We start from the raw sequence: 19,709 nt of genomic DNA, 5'->3' as shown, positions 1-19,709 counted from the left end.
AAATTTCGGTTTTTTCCTATTTCGCATCCGTAGAAACGATGTTTTAAATATTTCGTTTTTGTTCTATTGTTTTCCTTATTCCGCACTTATTTGTGCGAGAAGAGGGAGGACTCCGGGCAGAACCGCCTCACTCAGGGGTATATTAGGTCGCTCCTTCGCGGGCAGAACATGAAGCATTTATTGAATCTTTTAGCAGCCATTGCCCTGTTGATCTGGGGCTCTCAGATGGTTCGCACCGGCGTTCTGCAGGTCTTCGGCGCCAACCTGCGCAATATTCTTGCCCGCAGCATGAGCAACCGTTTCTCGGCAGCGCTCTCGGGCATGGGCGTCACGGCCCTCGTGCAGTCGAGCACCGCCACCTCGCTGATGACCTCGTCCTTCGTCGGCCAGGGTCTGATCACCCTGCCCTCGGCCCTGGCCGTGATGCGCGGCGCCGATGTCGGCACGGCCCTGATGGCCGTGCTGTTCTCCACCGATCTTTCCTGGCTCTCGCCGCTGTTCATTTTTGTCGGCGTGGTGCTCTATATCTCGCGCAAGGATTCCAAGCCCGGGCGCATCGGTCGTGTGCTCATCGGCCTGGGCCTGATGCTGCTGGCCCTGCGCCTGGTGGTGGAAGCCACCGAGCCCTTGCTGCAGGCCCCGGCCGTGCGCACCCTGCTGGCCTCGGTCAGCAGCGATCTGTTCATGGAGTTGCTGCTGGGCGCGGTACTGGCCGTGCTGGCCTATTCCAGCCTGGCCGTGGTGCTGCTGATTGCGGCCATGGCCAGCTCCGGCGCCATTCCGCTGGATGTGGCTCTGGGCCTGACCCTGGGCGCCAACCTGGGCAGCGGCCTGGTCGCGGCGCTCACCACTGCCAAGTCGGCGGTGGAAGAGCGCCAGGTCACCGTGGGCAATCTGCTGTTCAAGATCATGGGCGTGGCCATCGTTGCGCCCTTCATCGGACTGTGGACGCAGTACGCCCAGCCCTATCTGTCCAACGCCGGCCAGAACGTGGTGATGTTCCACCTGGCCTTCAACATCTTCAACAGCCTGTGCTTCATCGGCCTGACCCAGCTCGTGGCCCGCTGGGTGACCGCCATGCTGCCCAAGCCCGAGGAAGAAAGCGCGGCCAAGCTGCTGCGCCCTCGCCACCTGGACCCGTCGGCCCTGTCCACGCCTTCGCTGGCCATCACCTGCGCCGTGCGCGAATCGCTGCACCAGGCCGACGTGGTGGAGTCCATGCTGATCGGCCTGCAGAAGGTCGCCGAGACCGACGATGCCAAGCTCTCCGAGGAAGTGCGCCACCTGGAATCGACGGTGGACGATCTGTATTCGGCCATCAAGTACTACATGACCAAGATCTCGCGCGCCGAACTCGACGAGCGCGAAGGTCAGCGCTGGACGGAAATCATCAGCTTCACCATCAATATGGAGCAGATCGGAGACATCATCGAGCGCGTGCTGCTGGATCTGGAAGACAAGAAGATCAAGAAGGGCCGTCAATTCTCGGCCGCCGGCAAGCTGGAGATTCACGAGCTGACCCAGCATCTGCTGGACAATCTGCGCCTGGCCATGAGCGTCTTTCTCAACGGCAATGTGCGCGAAGCGCAAAAACTGCTCGAGGAAAAAGCGCGCTTCCGCGATCTGGAGCTGGCCTACTCGGCCACCCACCTGGAGCGCCTGTCGCAGCACACGGTATCGAGCATAGAGACCAGCTCTCTGCATATCGACATGATCAGCGACCTCAAGCGAATCAACTCCCTGCTGTGCTCGGTGGCCTATCCGATTCTCGAGCAGGCCGGAGCCCTGGCGCCCAGCCGTCTCAAGTCCACTGCACTGGAGAGCCAGCGCTAGCAGCCTTGCCGTCCTACCAGTCCATGTAGGCGGCAAGCACCAGGGAGGCCTCGGGCGTGAAATAGCCCTGCAGCATCCAGCTCTGAACCTCGGCCAGATCCAGCCGCTCGAAACGCTGCACCTCGCCGTCCTGGTTCGCGGGCCGCAGCGCATCGGGCACCAGCGCCGAGAACCAGTCTATGCGCTCGACCATATAGCCCTGACCCTCGGCTTCGTCGCTGGGCCTTGCGAACACCACCTCGCCACCATGCCTGAGCTCGCCCAGCTCGGCCACCCGCAGACCGGCCTCTTCCCAGGTCTCACGCGCCAGCGCCTCGGCCAGACTGTCTGCTGCCGAGACCATGCCCCCCATCAAGGTGTCCCACATGCCGGGGTTGTTGGCCTTGTTTTCTGCGCGCTGCTGCACCCAGAGCGCGCCGTCCGCGCAGACGCCCACCAGATGCACGGCCCGGGTGGCAATGCCCAGCGGCCGCACGGCACCACGCTCGACGGTTGCCAGTTGCCGTCCCTGCGCATCGCAGACCGCCAGTTGCTCGTTGCGCCAGGCACCGGCAAGACCGGCGCTGCGCATGGCCTGTGCCAGCCGGTTCAGCTTGTCCGTCGCCCCGCCCTGGCCTTCCAGCCGCCATTGCCCGGCCTGCAGCCTCAGCGCTATGCCGTGCGCAGCCAGCAGATCGGCCCCCAGCTTGCGCGCAAAGTCTGCCTCGATACTGCCGATCTGCTGCTCGTCAATGCACAGCGGCTGGCGCAGGCGCAGAGGATGCCTGCTGGCCATGGCCTGCTGTGCCTGCAGCCATTGTTGCTGCGGCGGCGTGGTTTGCTGCTTCATGAAAAATCTCCCAGGCCTGCATTGTGCTCAGCTTCGCAAAACGGGAAGGCTTGCATCACTATTGAGGAGCGCCAGCCACCGCAGCAAGGCGCAGCTGGACTGCCCGCCAGCGGCCTCGGGTTACAGTGACAATCCATGAATTCCCCCTTGAAACCCGCCACGGTCGCCATGCTCAGCCTGGCTCCGGCACTGTGGGCCGGCAATGCCATCGTGGGCCGACTCGCCCACGATCTGATCTCGCCGTTTGCACTCAACTTCTTTCGCTGGTGCATCGCCTTTGTGTTGCTGCTGCCGCTGGCATGGCGAGTGCTGCGCAGGAACAGTCCGATCTGGCCCCTGTGGCGGCAATACATGCTGCTGGGGCTGCTGGGCATAGGCTGCTACAACGCCTTGCTGTATCTGGCGCTCAAGACCTCGACCCCGCTGAATGTGACGCTGGTGAGCTCCAGCATGCCGGTGTGGATGCTGGCCATAGGCCGGCTGTGCTGGGGCATTCGCGTCAGCCGCCGGCAGATGGGAGGGGCTTTGCTGTCGGTGCTGGGCGTGGCGGTGGTGATGTCGCGCGGCGACTGGCAGACGCTGCTCGATCTGCACTTTGTGCCCGGCGACCTGTTCATGGTGCTGGCAACCATCGCCTGGGCCTTCTACACCTGGCTGCTTTCGCGCAGCAGCGGCCCACAGGAGGTGAAGTCGCACTGGGCCAGCTTCTTGCTCGCTCAGATCGTTTTCGGCCTGCTCTGGTCCGGTCTCTTCACGGGCGGCGAAGCCTTGCTGGGCGAATTCCGTCTGGTGCCGGGCTGGCCGTTGCTGGGCAGCCTGCTGTTCATCGCCGTGGGCCCGGCCATTCTGGCCTACCGCTTCTGGGGCATGGGCGTGCAGCGCGCCACGCCCGCCATTGCAGGCTTCTTCGGCAACCTGATTCCGCTGTTCACGGCCCTGCTGTCGATTCCCGTGCTCGGCGAAACCCCGCACCTCTACCACGCGCTTGCGTTTGCACTGATCGTGACCGGCATCGTCGTGTCGTCGCGCAAATAGCCCGCCGCCCCAGACAAAAGCCCCGCACTGCGGGGCTTTGTCGTTTCGGCCGTCGATCAACGATCAGTAAGTGCCGGGGTACAGACCGCCGTCAGGCAGGATGTTCTGGCCCGTCATATAGCCAGCCTGGCGGCTGCACAAGAAGGCACAGATGGCGCCGAATTCTTCGGCCGTGCCAAAGCGCTTGGCAGGAATCTGGGCGGCCTGGGCCTGACGCACGGCATCCAGGTCCTGGCCGGTCTTGTTGGCCGCTGCCTGATGGGTGGCCACCAGACGATCGGTGTCGAACTTGCCAGGCAGGATGCTGTTGATGGTCACGCCCTTGGCAGCGATGCCCGAACGCGCCAGGCCGGCCACAAAGCCCGTCAGGCCGCTGCGCGCGCCGTTGGACAGTCCCAGGATGTCGATAGGCGCCTTGACCGCGCTCGAGGTGATGTTGACGATGCGACCGAAGCCACGCGCTGCCATGCCGTCCACCGTGGCCTTGATCAGCTCGATGGGGGTCAGCATATTGGCGTCCACGGCCTTGATCCAGGCTTCACGATCCCAGGTGCGGAAGTCGCCAGGAGGCGGGCCGCCGGCGTTGGTCACGACGATGTCGTAGTCCTTGCCCGGGCCGCCGGCGGCTTCGAACACTGCCGTGCGACCTTCTGGCGTGGTGATGTCTGCAGCCACACCGATGACCTTGATCTGAGGAGCAATGGCTTGCAGCTTCTGCACTGCCAGCTGCAATGTCTCGGCGTTTCTGGCATTGATGACCAGATTCACACCCTCTTCGGCCAGGGCCTTGGCGCAGCCAAAACCCAAACCTTTGCTGGCGCCGCAGACCAGAGCCCAGCGCCCGGAGATACCAAAGTCCATGTCAGTGTCCTTTCACACAGTTTCCAAGCCGGGCAAACTGCCCGACACTATCAAAATCCATAGCTGCCAGCGCTTTTTTTGTCCAAGCACCAGCAGTCATTTCAACGTTCAATGACTGCGACCATGAAACAGCTTGTGGTGCAGCCTGCGCAGCGACCACCAGACACCCAGGGCCACGACCGGAATGGCCATGGCCGCCGTCGACTCGGGCGACCAGGGCCAGCCCAGTTTCTGCCCGCCCTTGGCCAGATAGCTGATCAGGCCGGTGATGTAATAGGTGATGGCCGCGACCGACAGACCTTCCACCGTGGATTGCAGCTTGAGCTGCGTGCCCTGGCGGTCGTTCATGGTGCCCAGCAGTTGCTGGCTGCTTTGCTGCTGCTCGATCTCGACGCGCGTGCGCAGCAGACTGCTGACGCGCGAGACCCGCTCGGACAGCGCATTCTGGCGGCGTGTCGCCCATTCGCAGGTCGCGCGCGCAGGCGTGAGGCGCCGGTCCATGAATTCGCGAATGGTCTGGATGCCATCCACCCGCGTCTCCTGAATTTCCTGAATGCGCCTGTCCACCAGCTCGAAATAGGCGGAGCTGGCCGAAAAGCGCGAATGCGTGGCCGCGTACTCGCTCTCCACCTGACCGGCCAGCCGGGTCAGGCGGTCCAGCAGGGCCGGCTCGGTGTCGCGGTCTGCCGCACGAATGGCATTCGCCAGCTCGGCCAGCTCACGCTCGGCCGTGGCCAGCACGGCTGCAGCCTTGCGCGCGGCCGGCAGGCCGAGCAGCGCCGCCATGCGATAGGTCTCGATCTCCAGCACCCGCTGCACCAGACGGCCCAGGCGGCGCGGCGACAGATCGGCGCCCGCCAGCAGCAGCATGCGCGAGAAGCCGTCGGGATGAATCGCAAAGTCGGTATAGATGGAGCCTGCGCCACCGGAGACACGTGAGCCGACCAGGGTATCGGCATGCAGCATGTGACGCATCAGATAGTGCGGGTCCACATCCTGCTCGTTCAGCGCCCACAGGTGCAGGCTGCTCAGGCACTGCCCCGGCAGGGCGGCCAGCCAGTCGCGCGGCACGGCATCGATGGCGGTCTCGGGCTCGCGCACATCGGCCACGCCGGCCTGCGCCATGGGCGTGGTGAAGGTCCAGGCCACAAACTCGGTGTGCTGCTCCCAGCGCAGGCGAAACGCGCCCAGGTCGATCAGCACATGGGTGGTTGCCGCATCGGGGAGGGGGCGGTGGTGGTTGCGCAGCAGGGCCGCCACATGTTCGCGGCTGGCCTCGCGCTGGGCCGCATCGGTGAGCATCACGATATGCGTGATGGCCAGAGGGGCCTGCATGATTTCCGCAGGACGCGCGTGAATTTCGTTGTGCAGCAAGACCCGCTGGGGGTGCTGCGCGGGCAATAGAGACAAGGCCATGCAATCTTTCGAATAACTGCAGCTATTTTGCCGCCCTAATCCATGGCCCCCGAAACAAAGGTCCTCATATCAAAAAAGCGGCCCTTGCGGGCCGCTTTTGCGCTTGATTCAGCAATCAGGCAAGACCATCAGTCTTCCACGAAGGCTTCTTCACGCTTGTTCTTCACTGCAGGCATCAGCACCACGACCAGCAGCACCAGGGCAGCGGCCAGCAGGCAGGCAGAGATGGGGCGGGTCACGAAGACCGACCAGTCACCACGCGACAGCAGCAGGGCACGGCGCAGGTTTTCTTCCATCATCGGGCCCAGGATGAAGCCCAGAAGCAGAGGAGCAGGTTCGGTACCCAGCTTGTGGAACACATAGCCGATGAAACCGAAGATACCCACCATCCACACGTCCCAGGCGTTGTTGTTGGTACCGTACACGCCGATAGCACAGAACAACACGATGGACGGGAACAGCCAGCGGTAAGGCACGGTCAGCAGCTTGATCCAGACGCCGATCAGCGGCAGGTTCAAGATGATCAGCATCAGGTTACCAATCCACATGGAGGCGATCAGACCCCAGAACAGTTCTGGGTTGCTGGTCATCACCTGAGGACCGGGCTGGATGTTGTGAATCGTCATGGCACCCACCATCAGCGCCATCACGGCGTTGGGAGGAATACCCAGGGTCAGCAGAGGAATGAACGATGTCTGCGAACCGGCGTTGTTGGCCGACTCGGGAGCGCACACGCCGCGGATATTGCCTTGACCGAAAGGAACTTCGCCGGGCTTCAGCTTGGTCTTCTTTTCGATGGTGTAGGCAGCAAAGGCCGACAGCATGGCACCGCCACCGGGCAAGATACCCAGGGCCGAACCCAGGGCCGTGCCGCGCAGCATGGCGGGAATCATGCGCTTGAAGTCTTCGCCTGTGGGCATCAGACCGGTCACCTTGGCGGCGAACACTTCACGCTCGTCTTCAGGCTTGGACAGGTTGGCAATGATTTCGCCGTAACCGAACACACCCATGGCGATCACGACGAAGTCGATGCCGTCGGTCAGCTCAGGAATATCGAAGCTGTAACGGGCCACGCCGGAGTTCACGTCGGTACCGACCATGCCCAGCAGCAGACCCAGCACGATCATCGCGATCGCCTTGAGCAGCGAGCCGGAAGCCAGCACCACGGCACCGATCAGACCCAGGGTCATCAGCGAGAAGTACTCGGCAGGGCCGAACTTGAAAGCGACTTCGGTCAGGGGAGGAGCGAAGGCAGCCAGAATCACGGTACCCACGCAGCCTGCGAAGAAGGAGCCGATACCGGCTGCCGCCAACGCGGGCCCCGCCCGGCCTTTTCGGGCCATCTGGTAACCGTCGATCACGGTCACCACAGAGGACGATTCACCTGGCAGGTTCACCAGAATGGCGGTGGTGGAACCACCGTACTGGGCGCCGTAGTAAATACCGGCCAGCATGATCAGCGCCGCCACGGGAGGCAGTGCATAAGTCGCTGGCAGCAACATGGCGATGGTCGCCACAGGGCCAATGCCGGGCAGCACGCCGATCAGCGTACCGAGCAGACAGCCCACAAAGCAGTAGATCAGGTTCTGGAACGTGAAAGCCACGCCAAAACCCGTCGACAAGTTCTGAATCAGATCCATGGACGATGCTCCTGATTAGCCAGCGATGAAGCTAGGCCACACGGGGAACTGCAGATTCAGCGCCCACACGAAAGCGAAATAGCTGCCGACCGCCAAAATGGTGGCCAGGATGGCTGTTTCCTTGAGGTTGAAGGTCTGACCGGCCATGCTGGCGATAAAGACCAAAGCGTAGATCGCAATGATCAGACCGAACTGGGGGATGCCCACAGCCGGCACGCCCACCAACAGAATGCCGAAGGCAAAGTTGGCAGCCAGCACGAAGAACACAGGCTTCCAGGCCCACTTACCGATCTTGTCACCACCTTCGGGGCCCTTCGTCAGGCCGCCGACGCAGATGGCTGCACCCAGGATGGCCATGAGCACACCCAGGATCAGAGGGAAGTAACCTGGACCCATACGGGCGCCGGTGCCAATGGTGTAGTTGGACGCGCCGATCGCAAATGCGAGACCGACGGCCAAGAACATCAGACCGGAGAAAAAGTCTTTTTGGCTCTTGATTTTCACAAAACGTCTCCTTACGGAAATCACGACTTGGCGATTCTCGTGTCATAGATATGCCAAATTGATGTGGATTCCACCTACAAAGGGCATACCCTAATGCTGACGTTCTGCATCCATCTAGCGTGGGCAAACCCGATGCATGCCGGCCTTGCCTGGCTGCCCTGGCAGGACAGCAAGCACCTGCCGTCTGATCCTCAGATTTCGCTCATCAGCGGCGTGCAGGCCAGCACCTCGGGCAAGGTGGTCAGGCCTTCGGCGACCCGCAAGGCCCCTGCAAGACGCAGGGGACGCATTCCGTCCTGCACGGCCTGGCGACGCAGAACGTCCATCGACGGGGCATCGTGAATCTGCTTCTTGAGGGTCTCGGTGACCATCAGCAGCTCGTACAGCCCCATGCGGCCGCGATAGCCTGTCATGCGGCAGTCCTCGCAACCCACGGGCTTGTAGGGCTGGCAGCTGCCGGTCAGCTTCCAGGGTCTGACCGATTCAGCCAGATCCTCGGGCTTGGCATCTTCATCGCGCAACTTGCAGCTGGGGCACAGCGTGCGTACCAGTCGCTGGGCCAGCACGCCCAGCAAGGTGGCATTGATCAGATAGGAGGGCACGCCCAGCTCCATCAGGCGGCTGACGGCGCTGGGTGCATCGTTGGTGTGCAGCGTGGAGAACACCAGATGACCGGTCAGCGCGGCCTGAACCGCCATTTCGGCCGTGGCCAGATCGCGGATCTCGCCCACCATGATGATGTCCGGGTCCTGGCGCATCAGCGCGCGCAGGCCTTCGGTGAATCCGAAGTCGAGCTGAGGCTGAACCTGGGTCTGGTTGAAGCTCGGCTCGATCATTTCGATGGGGTCTTCCACCGTGCTGACATTGACCTCCTCGGTCGCCACCCGCTTGAGCGTGGAATACAGCGTGGTGGTCTTGCCCGAGCCCGTGGGGCCGGTGACCAGGATGATGCCGTGCGGACGCTTGACCAGGTCTTCCCAGCGCTGGGCATCATGGGCGCTGAAGCCCAGCGCATCCAGATTCTTGACCGTGTTCTCGGGATCGAAGATGCGCATCACCATCTTCTCGCCAAAGGCCGTGGGCAAGGTGGACAAGCGCATTTCCACCTCTTCGCCGCGCGGGTTGCGCGTCTTGATGCGCCCGTCCAGCGGGCGGCGCTTTTCCACCACGTCCATGCGCCCCAGCAGCTTGACGCGCGCCACCATCGCGTTCAGCACCCCCATGGGCATCTGATAGACCGGATGCAGCACACCGTCAATGCGAAAGCGGATCACGCCCTGCTCGCGCCGGGGCTCCAGGTGGATGTCGCTGGCGCGCTGGTCGAAGGCATACTGCCAAAGCCAGTCCACCACGCGCACCACGCCCTGGTCGTTGGCGTCGAGCTGCTTGTTGCTCTTGCCCAGCTCCACCAGCTGCTCGAAGCTCGCGCCGCCGGTCGCACCGCCGGCCTTCTCTGCAGCACGCACGGATTTGGCCAGCGCAAAGAACTCCGCCGTATAGCGCTTGATATCCTGCGGATTGGCCACCACGCAGCGCACGCTGCGGTGCGCCTGCCGCTCGACTTCGCTCACCCAGTCCTTGATGAAGGGCTCGGCCGTGGCGATCACCACCTCCTTGGCCGTGACCTGCACGGGCAGCACCTTGTGGCGCTCGGCGTAGCTGGCGCTCATGATCTCGCCCACGCGGCCCACATCCACGCGCAACGGGTCGATGCGCAGATAGGCCAGGCCGCTGCGCTGGGCCAGGTACTGGGTCAGGGTTTCCAGATCCAGCGGCTGGTGCGTCAGGGCGCCGACAACGCCCACATTGGCCAGACGCACCAGCGGCAGCTGCGCACTCTCGGCGGCCGAGCAGCGCGCCACCGTGCGCCCTGCCTCCTGTGGCGTGATCACACCGTCTTCCTGCAGCCATTGCACCAGCGTACGCCAGTCCAGAGGCCCCTGGTACTGGGCTGGCTTGACGGATCGGGGCAGAATGGATTCAGTCAATGACATGGGCGGCTGCAGCAACAAAACTGCCTTGACTGTACCGCCATCGGCCCATGCTGCCGATCAGGAAGATGCATAACAGGCAGATGAAGGTCTGTTGTCTGATGCAGCTCAGGCGTATTCGTCCAGCAGACCACCCAACCCACCCTGACCCGGATTGCTGCGACTTCTGCCCTGCACCGCACCGTCCTGCTTTGACTGAACGGCTTCGGTGCCACGCTGAGCAGCCTGCTGGGCTTGCTGCGCCTGCTGGTTCTGCAGGGCCTCGATCTGGGCCTGCAGCATCTGGATCTTGGCCTGCAGCAACTGCGTCTGCTGCTGCTTGGTCTTGGCATCCGCGTCGCTGCTGGCGACTTCCTTGAGCTCGCTGGTTGCATCCTTGATCTGCTTTTGCAGCTGCTGGATACGCGATGCCGCGCCGGCCCCCGAAGAGGCTGGGCTGGCAGAACCGGAGGAGATGGCACTGATCGTCATGTCAACATCATCGGCACAACGCCGCTGCAATCAATGCCGCCCCCTCAGCTTTACTCAGGCTTTGCAATCATTCGGCTGCACCCCGGTCGATTCGGACGACCTTGGATCTGGCCGTCTTGCGGCCGGCCTCGGCATCGCGGGCCGGCACGAACACCTTGGCCCAGCGTGTGGTGTTCAGATCCCAGCGCGCCTGCACCTGGTCACAGGCCAGATCCAGCTCGGTGCCCTGCAGCACACGCGGCCTGCGCTGGGCCAGCACCACGGTATTGCCTTCGCGCGTGGGGCGGAAGGCCCAGAGCGCGTCCTCGCCAAAAGCCTGGGCCATCTGGTCCAGGCTTTTGTCAAAGCTTGAGGAGCGGCCAAACAGATTGACGGTCATGATGCCGTCCTCGGTCAGCAGATTGCGGCAATCGGCATAGAACTCGGCGCTGTCGAGCACCGGGGCCGCTGCCTCATGGTCGTAGAGATCGACCGCCAACGCATCGACCGTGCCCTGCCATTCGGGCTTTTTGATTTCCTGGGCCGCATCGGCCAGCACCACCTGCAGCGTGCTGCTGTCGGGCGGCAGCTTGAACCAGCTGCGGCACACGGCCAGCACCTGGGGATTGAGCTCGACCGCCGTGGTCTTCATGCGCAGCTTCTTGTGACAGAACTTGGTGATGGCTGCCGCCCCCAGCCCCAATTGCATGGCGTGCATCCGGGGCACTTCGACCGGCTCGGCAAACAGCAGCCAGCCCATCATGCGCTGCACATATTCCAGGTCGATATCAAAAGGGTCGCGAATGCGCATGGAGCCCTGCACCCAGGGCGTTCCGAGATGCAGATAGCGGATATCGCCATCATCGGAGACGCTGACTTCGGGCAGCTCCTGCACGCTGCCCACATTCTTGTCCTGCGCGGATTTGGCACCGCCACGGGTTTTACGGATCACGTTTCACACCAATCTTCAAAGCAGGCCATGGGCCGCCAGCGCATGGCGCCAGGCCTGCAGTTTTTTATCGAAAGACCAGCTGGCATTGGCCGGGCTGGTCGATGGCAGCTTGAGCGCCGTCAGCCCCAGCGCCTCGGTCTGGCGCGCATGCTTGTAGCTCTCGCCGCCGTTGTGCAATGCCAGCTGCAGATCCGGGCAGCGCTGGCGCAACCCGGCAAAGTCGTTGACCTGGGCACAGCGAATGGCGCTGTCCAGACTGCCCTCGCGCTCGCAGCTCGCATACACGTCCCACAGGCCCAGGCCACGCTCCAGCAGCCACTCGCAACGGCCCGCGTAATCGGCACGTGACGGCTGTGGATGGCGGGGCCACAAGGCCTGCAGCAAAGGCCAGAACTGGTTTTGCGGATGGGCGTAGTACTGCGCCAGCTGCAGCGACTTCAGGCCCGGAAAACTGCCCAGCACCAGTGCCTGCGTGCGCGCATCGGCCACCGCCGCCAGCCCCTGCCAGCGCGGGCCTGTCTCTGTCACGGTGGCAGAAGAATCCTCGGTCATGCCCTATTGTCGCCCAGCCATGCTTGGCAAGGCCCTTGGGCTGATATTCGAAAAGATGAGCAACCGCCACTTGGTCTGAAAAGGCCAGATGCTGTTTTCCTACAAGAACGCCGGCAAGCCTGAGAGCGCTGCGCGTGCATTGTCCGTGCCGACCTGCGCCAGCTGATCAATGCTCATGCCGCGCAACTGTGCAATCTCCGCCGCAATGCGCGGCAGCTCGGCGGAGCTGTTGCGCCCCTGAGGCTGGCCGGCCGCGCGCTGCTCGGCCGTGGTGTAGAGCCAGTGCGGCGGGATATCGGGCGCATCGGTCTCCAGCACCAAAGCCTGCAGCGGCAGGCTGGCCGCCAGCTCGCGCAGCTTGAGCGCGCGCTCATAGGTGATGGCGCCGCCAAAGCCCAGCTTGAAGCCCAGATCAATAAACGCCTGCGCCTGCTGGACGCTGCCGTTGAACGCATGGGCTATGCCACCTACAACCCTGTGCTGGCGCAAGGTCTTGAGCAAACGATCGCTGCTCTTGCGCACATGCAGGATGACGGGCAGCCCGAACTCGCGAGCCAGCCGGATCTGCTGCTCGTAAAACCAGATCTGGCGCTGCTCGTCCAGTCCGGGGACAAAAAAATCGAGACCGATTTCGCCCACCGCCACCAGATGCGGGTCTCCGCGCTGCCGGCTCAGCAACTCGCGCAGCGCCGCGATATCGGACTCCTGAGCGCCGGGCGTGTAAAGCGGATGAATGCCCAGCGCATAGCTGTCGCCATGACGATGCGCAAGCGCAATCACGTCTTGCCAGTGGCTGCGCTGCACGGCGGGAATGACCAGATGCTTGACGCCTGCGGCCTGCGCAGCGGCGCGCACGGCATCTCTGTCAGGCGCAAATTCGGGTGCATCCAGGTGGCAATGGGTATCTATCCAGGTGGGCATCTGCACATCATGCATCGGCTAGGCTGCTTGCGCAGGCTGGCCCCGGCATATGACACGTCAAGTGACTACAGACAGTTTCCAGCCTTGTCCTACGGTACACACATTGAAACAAATAAAACATTAAGCAACTTCACCCACTGCCCTGCGCTACCGGCCAAAGGAGCAAGTTATGACGGGACTTCTGCAAAGCACGCTCTGGCAACGCCTGAGTCAAAGTCATCAGCGCGCCGACATGCAGGGCAAGCTGGCTGCACTCGATCAGGTGCAGGCCGTGATCGAGTTCGATCTGCAAGGCCATGTGCTGACGGCCAATGACAACTTTCTGCGCACCATGGGCTACAGCGCCGAGCAGATCGTCGGCCAGCATCACCGCATGTTTGTGGATGAGGAGACCCGGGCCTCTGCCGAGTACGCCCAGTTCTGGCAGCGCCTGGCGGCAGGCCTGCATGACAGCGGCCGCTACCGTCGCATCAACAGCCAGGGCGAGGATGTGTGGCTGCAGGCCAGCTACAACCCGATCTTTGACAGCCAGGGGCAGCCGCGCAAAGTCATCAAGTACGCCACCGACATCACCGAACAGCAGCAGCATGAAGACGATGCCCGCGGCCAGCTCGAAGCCATTGCCAAGGTGCAGGCCATCATCGAATTCGATCTGAACGGCAACATCCTCACGGCCAACGATCTGTTTCTGCAGACCATGGGCTACTCCCTTGCCGAAGTCGTGGGCAGACACCACAGCATGTTTGTCCAGCCGCACGAGCGCCAATCCCCGGCCTATCAGCATTTCTGGCACAAGCTGGCCCTGGGTCATCACGATGCAGGCCAGTATCTGCGCATAGGCAAGGCCGGTCGTCAGGTCTGGATCGAAGCCAGCTACAACCCCATCCTCGACACCGAAGGGCGGCCCTTCAAGGTCGTCAAGTTCGCCACCAACATCACACGCCGCGTGACCGCGGCGCAAACCCTGCGCGCCACGGTGGAAGGGCTGACCGAGAGTGCCAACCATGCACGCCAGGCCAACGAACTGGCCCAGGACGCCTGCAGCGTGGCCGAAGCCGGCGGCCGCACCGTGCAGGATGTGGTGAGTACCATGGAATCCATCAGCGCCAGCTCGCGCAAGATCAGCGACATCATCGGCATGATGGACTCCATCGCCTTCCAGACCAATCTGCTGGCACTCAACGCCGCCGTGGAAGCGGCCCGTGCCGGTGACCAGGGACGCGGCTTTGCCGTGGTGGCCAATGAGGTGCGCCAGCTGGCCCAGCACAGCGCCGAGGCCGCCAAGGAGATCAAGCAGCTGATCCAGACCTCGGTCACCCAGGTCACCCAGGGGGTGACCCAGGTGCGCGAAGCCGGCACCACCATGGCGGAGATCGTGAACTCCTCGCGCCAGGTCACGCAGATCATGGGCGAGGTGGTGCAGACCTCGCTGGCCCAGTCCGCCAGGCTGCGCGAGGTCACCGACGATCTGACGGCGCAGGATGTTTCGGCCAAGCAGGGCTCGGCCAGGCCGCGCCCTGCCGTGCCGCTGCAGGCCTCGGCGCGTGAGCAGGCCACGATTGCCATCAGAAATGCAGCTGTCAGCGCTTACTGATCAATCGTCTCAGGCGTATTTTTCATAAAAAAGGCCCGAATCACTGCAGCTGCAACGACCCGGGCCTCGCCGTCGCTTGGCGACGATCAGGCCAGTTGCCCGCGCCCCAGTCTGACCATGCGGTCGCAGCGCGCCGCCAGTCCTTCGTCATGGGTGACCATCACAAACGCCGTGCCATGGCTGCGCGCCAGCTCCAGCATCAGCGCAAACACCGTATCGGCCGTGCCACGATCCAGGTTGCCCGTGGGCTCGTCGGCCAGCACACAGGCCGGACGTGTAACCAGCGCACGTGCAATGGCCACGCGCTGACGCTCTCCGCCCGACAGCTCGGCCGGGCGATGCGCCATGCGCTGGCCCAGACCCACGGCGCGCAGCATCTCGGCCGCCCGGTCCATGCAATCCTCCTTGGCGTCGCGTCGAATGCGCAGCGGCATGGCCACATTCTCCTGGGCCGAGAACTCGGCCAGCAGGTGATGGAACTGGTAGATAAAGCCCAGGTGCCGGTTGCGCAGCGCGCCCTGCTTTTGCGGGCTGAGCTGGTGCAGAGGCTGGCCCATGAGGCTGACGCTGCCCGTGGTGGGCGCATCCAGCCCGCCCAGCAGGTGCAGCAAGGTGGACTTGCCCGAGCCCGAGGCGCCGACGATGGCCAGTGTCTCGCCCGCCTGAACCCGCAGATCCACACCCTGCAGCACGGTCACATCCAGCTTGCCTTCGGCAAAGCGCTTGGTCAGGCCGCGTGCCTCCAGAACGCTCTGGTCCATCACAACATCATTCATAACGCAGTGCCTCCGCAGGGTTCACGCGGCTGGCACGCCAGCTGGGGTAAATCGTGGCCACAAAAGAAAGAATCAGAGAAATCACGGCGATCGGCACGATGTCCGTGGACTGCGGCTCGCTGGGCATCTTGCTGATCAGGTAGATGTCCTTGGGCAGGAAGTTGGCATGCAGCGCCTGCTCAATGGCAGGCACGATGACGTCGATATTGAAGGCAATCGCCAGCCCCAGTGCCAGACCTGCCAAAGTGCCGATGACGCCGACCATGGCGCCCTGCACCATGAAGATGCCCATGATGGACGAGGGCGAGGCGCCCAGGGTGCGCAGGATGGCAATGTCGGCACGCTTGTCCTGCACGCTCATCACCAGGGTGGACACCAGATTGAAAGCCGCCACGGCCACGATCAGGGTCAGGATGATGAACATCATGCGTTTTTCAAGCTGCACGGCGGCAAACCAGGTCTTGTTCTGCTGCGTCCAGTCACGGATGAACAAACGGTCCGTCAGGGTGTCCGCGAGTTCATGCGCCACGCGCGGCGCCTCGTGCAAGTCCTTGAGCTTGAGACGAATGCCGGTCGGCCCTTCCAGGCGGAAGATGCGCTGGGCATCCTCGTAATGCATCATCACCAGCGCCGAGTCATATTCGTAGTGGCCGGAATCGAAGGTGCCGGCCACCGTCATCTGCTTCATGCGCGGCAGCACGCCGGCCGGCGTGACCTGTCCGCTGGGAGCGATCAGCGTGATCACATCGCCCTCGCTCACACCGAGACTGCGCGCCAGTTCGATGCCGAGCACCACCTTGAACTCGCCGGGCACCAGACGCTTGAGCACCTCGCCGCTGGTGGCCGCCAGATCGGTCACCTCGCCCTCACGCGCCGGATCGATACCGCGCACCAGGGCGCCTTTCATATCCTCGCCGCGTGCCAGCAATGCCTGAGCCGCCACAAAAGGCGCGGCCCCCACCACATCGGGGTTGGCTCTGGCCTCGCGCATGGTGCGCACCACATCGGGCAGGGGGGCGCCCTGCGGGGCGTAGATTTCCACATGGGAGACGACACTGAGCATGCGATCGCGCACTTCCTTCTGGAAGCCGTTCATCACGCTCAGCACAATGATCAGCGCCGCCACGCCCAGCGCAATGCCAAGCATGGAGACACCCGAGATAAAGGAGATGAAGCCATTGCGGCGTGTGGCGCGCCCTGCACGGGTATAGCGCCAGCCCACGGCCAGTTCGTAGGGAAATTGCATGTTGCCAGCATTGTGGCATTGCCGGCAATGCCCTGCCGACAGCGCCAGCCTTATGCGATCTGACTGCCCGCCGCCCCTCTACCGAGGCGGCCTGCTGCGCCCTATGCGCGGCAGATCCGCATACTGATCCTGCTGCTCCAGCGTCACCGCATGGGCCTGGAGCTTTGCCAGCAGGCCGTCAAACAAGGCCAGTTCCTCATCGCTGAGAACGGACACGATATCGGCATGAATCTTGACCATCTCGGGCAGTATCAGACCGTACATGCGCCGCCCCTCCTCGGTCAGATAGATGGCCACACGCCGGCGGTCTCCATCCAGAGGCTTGCGCAGCACCCAGCCTTTTTCCTCCAGGCCGCTGAGCGCCCGCGAAGTGCGCGCCCTGTCCAGCTGTGCCTTCTGTGCCAGCTCGGATGACAGCAAACCCTCCTCGGTCGCCAGCGTCGCCATCACGCCCCATTCGCAGCGTGTGAGGCCGAAACGGGCCTCGCACATGCGCATGGCCATGCCGCCCGCCACGCCGAAGAAGCGGCTGATGCGAAACAGCAGCATCTGCTGAATGGAGGTGGGTTGTCGGGTATTCACGGAGATGAGTTGATTAGATCAATTGTGGCCGCCACTTCTACAGTGGATGCTCCCCATACAGAGACAAGGGAAGTGCTGGGATTTTCGCAAATGCCAGCACTTTCCTCAGACAAGAGAGTGATTCCATGGCTCGCCTGATTGCACCCCGCCGCCTTCTTCAAACCAGCCTGGCTCTGCTGCTGGGCTGCACGGCATTCGCCTCCCAAGGCCAGCCTGCCGATGGCGCCGCCGCCTCTGCCTGGCCCGGCAAGCCGGTTCGACTGATCGCCTCCTTCGCTCCCGGAGGGGCGGTTGACATATTGGCGCGCGGCGTAGGGGAAGTACTCCAACGCGAGACCAGGCAGCCGTTCGTGGTGGAAAACCGCACCGGCGCCGGCGGCAACATCGGAGCCGATTACGTCGCCAAGGCTGCCGCCGACGGATACACCATGCTGATTGGCCTGGACACCAGTCTCACGGTCAACCCGCTGATCTACAAAAGCATGCCGTTCAAGAATGGCGACCTGCGTCCCGTCATGGTGTTCGCCTCGCAAGGCATGCTGATGGCTGTCAGCCCCAAAACCAATATCAAGACGCTGGAGCAGTTCATCGCCCGCGGCAAGGACAAGGGCCTGACCCTGGGCTCCGCCGGCTATGGAACACCCGGCCACCTGGCCGCCAGCATCCTGAGCCACGCCACCGGAGCCAAGGTCAACCACGTGCCCTACAAAGGCAATGCACCAGCCACGCTGGCGATGCTCTCGGGAGAAGTGGACGGCGGCGTCATCAGCTCCACCGCCATGCTGCCCCATGTGAGCTCCGCAAAGATCACCGCGCTGGCGGTGACTACGGCCCAGCGCAACCCCTTGCTGCCGGAAGTCCCCTCGGTGGCAGAACTGGGGCACAAGGAGCTGCAGCAGGAAGTGCTTTTCGCCGCCTGGGTGCCCAGCAGCACACCCGAGCCACTGGTGCAGAAAATCCAGGCCCTCTTCGAGAAGGCCATGAAGGACGGCACGCTGCGCGAGCGCATGCGTGTCAACGACATGGTCTACGAAGGACTGACAGGCGATGCAGCCGCCAGGCGCATTCAGGCCCTGGCCGACCGCTACCGGGTGCTGGCCCAGGCCACTGGCATGAAGATGGAATGAGCGCTTGCGCCAGCCATCAGCCCCATGACAACGACCCGTATTTCATGACTCGTCCCAACATCATCTTTATCGTCGCCGACGATCTCGGCTATGCCGACCTGGGCTGCTACGGCGGCCGCGATGCCGACTTCGGCCCGGTCTCCCCGGTGCTCGACCGCCTGGCCGCCAACGGCCTCAGGCTCACCCAGGGCTATGCCAATTCACCCGTGTGCTCGCCCACGCGTTTTGCCTTGGCCACGGCCCGCTATCAATACCGCCTGCGCGGTGCGGCCGAGGAGCCCATCAACAGCAAGACGCGCGGCACCCCGCTGGGCGCCAAGCTGGGCCTGCCGCCTGAAATCCCCACCATTGCCTCGCTGCTCAAGGGCGCGGGCTACCGCACGGCACTGATAGGCAAATGGCATCTGGGCTACCCTCCCCACTTCGGCCCGCTGCGCTCGGGCTACGAGGAATACTTCGGCCCCATGTCGGGCGGCGTGGACTACTTCACCCATCTGAGCAGCTCGGGCCAGCACGATCTGTGGGTCGGCGAAGAGGAGCATCACGACGAAGGCTATCTGACCGATCTGCTGTCCCAGCGCAGCGTGGACTTCGTCAACCGCATGAACGAGGGCGATGCCCCCTTCTTCCTGAGCCTGCACTACACGGCCCCGCACTGGCCCTGGGAAACCCGTGATGACCGTGAAACCGCCGAGCAGCTGGGAGCGGGCATCACGCATCTGGCGGGAGGCAATATTCACCAGTACCGGCGCATGATTCATCACATGGATGAGGGCATAGGCTGGATCGTCGAAGCCCTGCGCAGGAACGGCCAGCTCGACAACACGCTGATCGTCTTCACCAGCGACAACGGCGGCGAGCGCTTCTCGGACAGCTGGCCTCTCGTGGGCGGCAAGATGGACCTGACCGAAGGCGGCATCCGCGTGCCCTGGATCGCCCACTGGCCTGCCGTGATCGAGGCCCATCGCAGCAGCGCCCAGCCATGCATGAGCATGGACTGGTCGGCCACGGTGCTGGATGCCGCCGGTGTGAGCGCCGATCCCGACTACCCGCTGGACGGCATCTCCCTGCTGCCCGTGCTGCGCACCGACGGGGCTGAGTTTGCCCGACCGCTGTACTGGCGCATGCTCTACCGCAACCAGCGTGCGCTGCGCGAAGGCGAATGGAAATACCTGCGCGTGGAGGACAACGAATACCTGTTCAATCTGGCGCAGGACGAGCGCGAGCGTGCCAATCTGGCCGGCCAGCAACCCGAGCGCATGCAGGCCATGCGCCAGCGCTGGGACGACTGGAATGCCGGCATGCCCGCCATTGCCGAGGACGCTAGCTACAGCCTGGTCTACACCCTGAAAAATATGCCCGCGAGGTGACAAAGCCCCCCGCTCCGTGCCCAGGCGGCG

General features: G+C 63.4%; 18 protein-coding genes. 5 read left to right on the top strand and 13 right to left on the bottom strand.

Translation table 11 applies throughout. The annotated features are described in order from the left end of the window. Window positions 1-168 precede the first annotated feature (168 nt). Entirely contained in the window at window positions 169-1,833 is a 1,665-nt protein-coding gene (locus FSY59_RS06750) for a Na/Pi cotransporter family protein (protein ID WP_003058269.1), read from the top strand. 13 nt (window positions 1,834-1,846) lie between these two features. Here the strand turns inward: FSY59_RS06750 and FSY59_RS06745 are convergent, their stop codons facing one another. Beyond that, window positions 1,847-2,662 (bottom strand): DUF4743 domain-containing protein, encoded by an 816-nt coding sequence (locus FSY59_RS06745; protein WP_043370991.1) that lies wholly within the window; start codon window positions 2,660-2,662, stop codon window positions 1,847-1,849. Between the two features lie 135 nt (window positions 2,663-2,797). Between FSY59_RS06745 and FSY59_RS06740 the strand changes: the two genes are divergently transcribed. Beyond that, a complete protein-coding gene (locus FSY59_RS06740) occupies window positions 2,798-3,697 on the top strand; it encodes a DMT family transporter (protein ID WP_003058271.1) in 900 nt (299 codons plus the stop codon). Window positions 3,698-3,760: 63 nt separating this feature from the next. Here FSY59_RS06740 and FSY59_RS06735 read toward each other — a convergent pair whose 3' ends face one another. The 9 genes from FSY59_RS06735 to FSY59_RS06695 form a co-directional block, all read right to left on the bottom strand. Further along, window positions 3,761-4,558: an SDR family oxidoreductase gene (locus FSY59_RS06735; RefSeq protein ID WP_003058272.1), complete on the bottom strand. Its 798-nt coding sequence runs from the start codon at window positions 4,556-4,558 to the stop codon at window positions 3,761-3,763. 108 nt (window positions 4,559-4,666) lie between these two features. Beyond that, window positions 4,667-5,974: a DUF3422 family protein gene (locus tag FSY59_RS06730; protein WP_003058273.1), complete on the bottom strand. Its 1,308-nt coding sequence runs from the start codon at window positions 5,972-5,974 to the stop codon at window positions 4,667-4,669. A 128-nt stretch (window positions 5,975-6,102) separates the two neighbouring features. Then, entirely contained in the window at window positions 6,103-7,614 is a 1,512-nt protein-coding gene (locus FSY59_RS06725; protein WP_003058274.1) for a tripartite tricarboxylate transporter permease, read from the bottom strand. A 15-nt stretch (window positions 7,615-7,629) separates the two neighbouring features. After that, entirely contained in the window at window positions 7,630-8,118 is a 489-nt protein-coding gene (locus FSY59_RS06720) for a tripartite tricarboxylate transporter TctB family protein (RefSeq protein WP_003058275.1), read from the bottom strand. Window positions 8,119-8,309: 191 nt separating this feature from the next. Beyond that, the gene (locus tag FSY59_RS06715) at window positions 8,310-10,112 is read right to left on the bottom strand and encodes a GspE/PulE family protein (protein WP_003058276.1); all 1,803 of its coding nucleotides are present in this window, start codon (window positions 10,110-10,112) and stop codon (window positions 8,310-8,312) included. Between the two features lie 105 nt (window positions 10,113-10,217). Further along, window positions 10,218-10,580 (bottom strand): FlxA-like family protein, encoded by a 363-nt coding sequence (locus FSY59_RS06710; protein ID WP_148728699.1) that lies wholly within the window; start codon window positions 10,578-10,580, stop codon window positions 10,218-10,220. A gap of 67 nt (window positions 10,581-10,647) precedes the next feature. Next, window positions 10,648-11,511, bottom strand: coding sequence for a spermidine synthase (locus FSY59_RS06705; RefSeq protein ID WP_148728698.1), 864 nt, complete (start codon window positions 11,509-11,511; stop codon window positions 10,648-10,650). Window positions 11,512-11,526: 15 nt separating this feature from the next. Further along, window positions 11,527-12,063 carry a DNA-deoxyinosine glycosylase gene (locus tag FSY59_RS06700; protein WP_050872100.1) on the bottom strand — a complete coding sequence of 179 codons (537 nt, stop codon included), beginning with the start codon at window positions 12,061-12,063 and terminating at the stop codon, window positions 11,527-11,529. A 99-nt stretch (window positions 12,064-12,162) separates the two neighbouring features. Beyond that, window positions 12,163-12,984, bottom strand: coding sequence for a TatD family hydrolase (locus FSY59_RS06695; RefSeq protein ID WP_255439218.1), 822 nt, complete (start codon window positions 12,982-12,984; stop codon window positions 12,163-12,165). 169 nt (window positions 12,985-13,153) lie between these two features. Between FSY59_RS06695 and FSY59_RS06690 the strand changes: the two genes are divergently transcribed. Further along, window positions 13,154-14,578 carry a methyl-accepting chemotaxis protein gene (locus FSY59_RS06690; protein WP_003058284.1) on the top strand — a complete coding sequence of 475 codons (1,425 nt, stop codon included), beginning with the start codon at window positions 13,154-13,156 and terminating at the stop codon, window positions 14,576-14,578. 86 nt (window positions 14,579-14,664) lie between these two features. On the opposite strand, the gene lolD is transcribed toward FSY59_RS06690, so the two are convergent. The 3 genes from lolD to FSY59_RS06675 form a co-directional block, all read right to left on the bottom strand. Then, window positions 14,665-15,354 carry a lipoprotein-releasing ABC transporter ATP-binding protein LolD gene (lolD, locus tag FSY59_RS06685; RefSeq protein WP_003058285.1) on the bottom strand — a complete coding sequence of 230 codons (690 nt, stop codon included), beginning with the start codon at window positions 15,352-15,354 and terminating at the stop codon, window positions 14,665-14,667. Further along, complete coding sequence (locus tag FSY59_RS06680; RefSeq protein WP_003058286.1) at window positions 15,347-16,600, bottom strand: lipoprotein-releasing ABC transporter permease subunit; 1,254 nt, start codon at window positions 16,598-16,600, stop codon at window positions 15,347-15,349. Before FSY59_RS06680 ends, lolD begins: the two co-directional genes overlap by 8 nt. Window positions 16,601-16,678: 78 nt before the next feature. Beyond that, window positions 16,679-17,149 (bottom strand): MarR family winged helix-turn-helix transcriptional regulator, encoded by a 471-nt coding sequence (locus tag FSY59_RS06675; RefSeq protein WP_148728806.1) that lies wholly within the window; start codon window positions 17,147-17,149, stop codon window positions 16,679-16,681. Between the two features lie 158 nt (window positions 17,150-17,307). Here FSY59_RS06675 and FSY59_RS06670 point away from each other — a divergent pair, with 158 nt between their 5' ends. Beyond that, window positions 17,308-18,309, top strand: coding sequence for a tripartite tricarboxylate transporter substrate binding protein (locus FSY59_RS06670; protein WP_003058291.1), 1,002 nt, complete (start codon window positions 17,308-17,310; stop codon window positions 18,307-18,309). After that, window positions 18,306-19,679 carry a sulfatase gene (locus FSY59_RS06665; protein WP_255439216.1) on the top strand — a complete coding sequence of 458 codons (1,374 nt, stop codon included), beginning with the start codon at window positions 18,306-18,308 and terminating at the stop codon, window positions 19,677-19,679. Before FSY59_RS06670 ends, FSY59_RS06665 begins: the two co-directional genes overlap by 4 nt. Window positions 19,680-19,709 lie beyond the last annotated feature (30 nt).

Source organism: Comamonas sp. Z3, assembly GCF_008121565.1.
Lineage (GTDB): Bacteria > Pseudomonadota > Gammaproteobacteria > Burkholderiales > Burkholderiaceae_C > Comamonas > Comamonas brasiliensis.
Note: the sequence above shows the minus strand (reverse complement) of the source record. Positions and strands in the feature narration are given on the sequence as shown.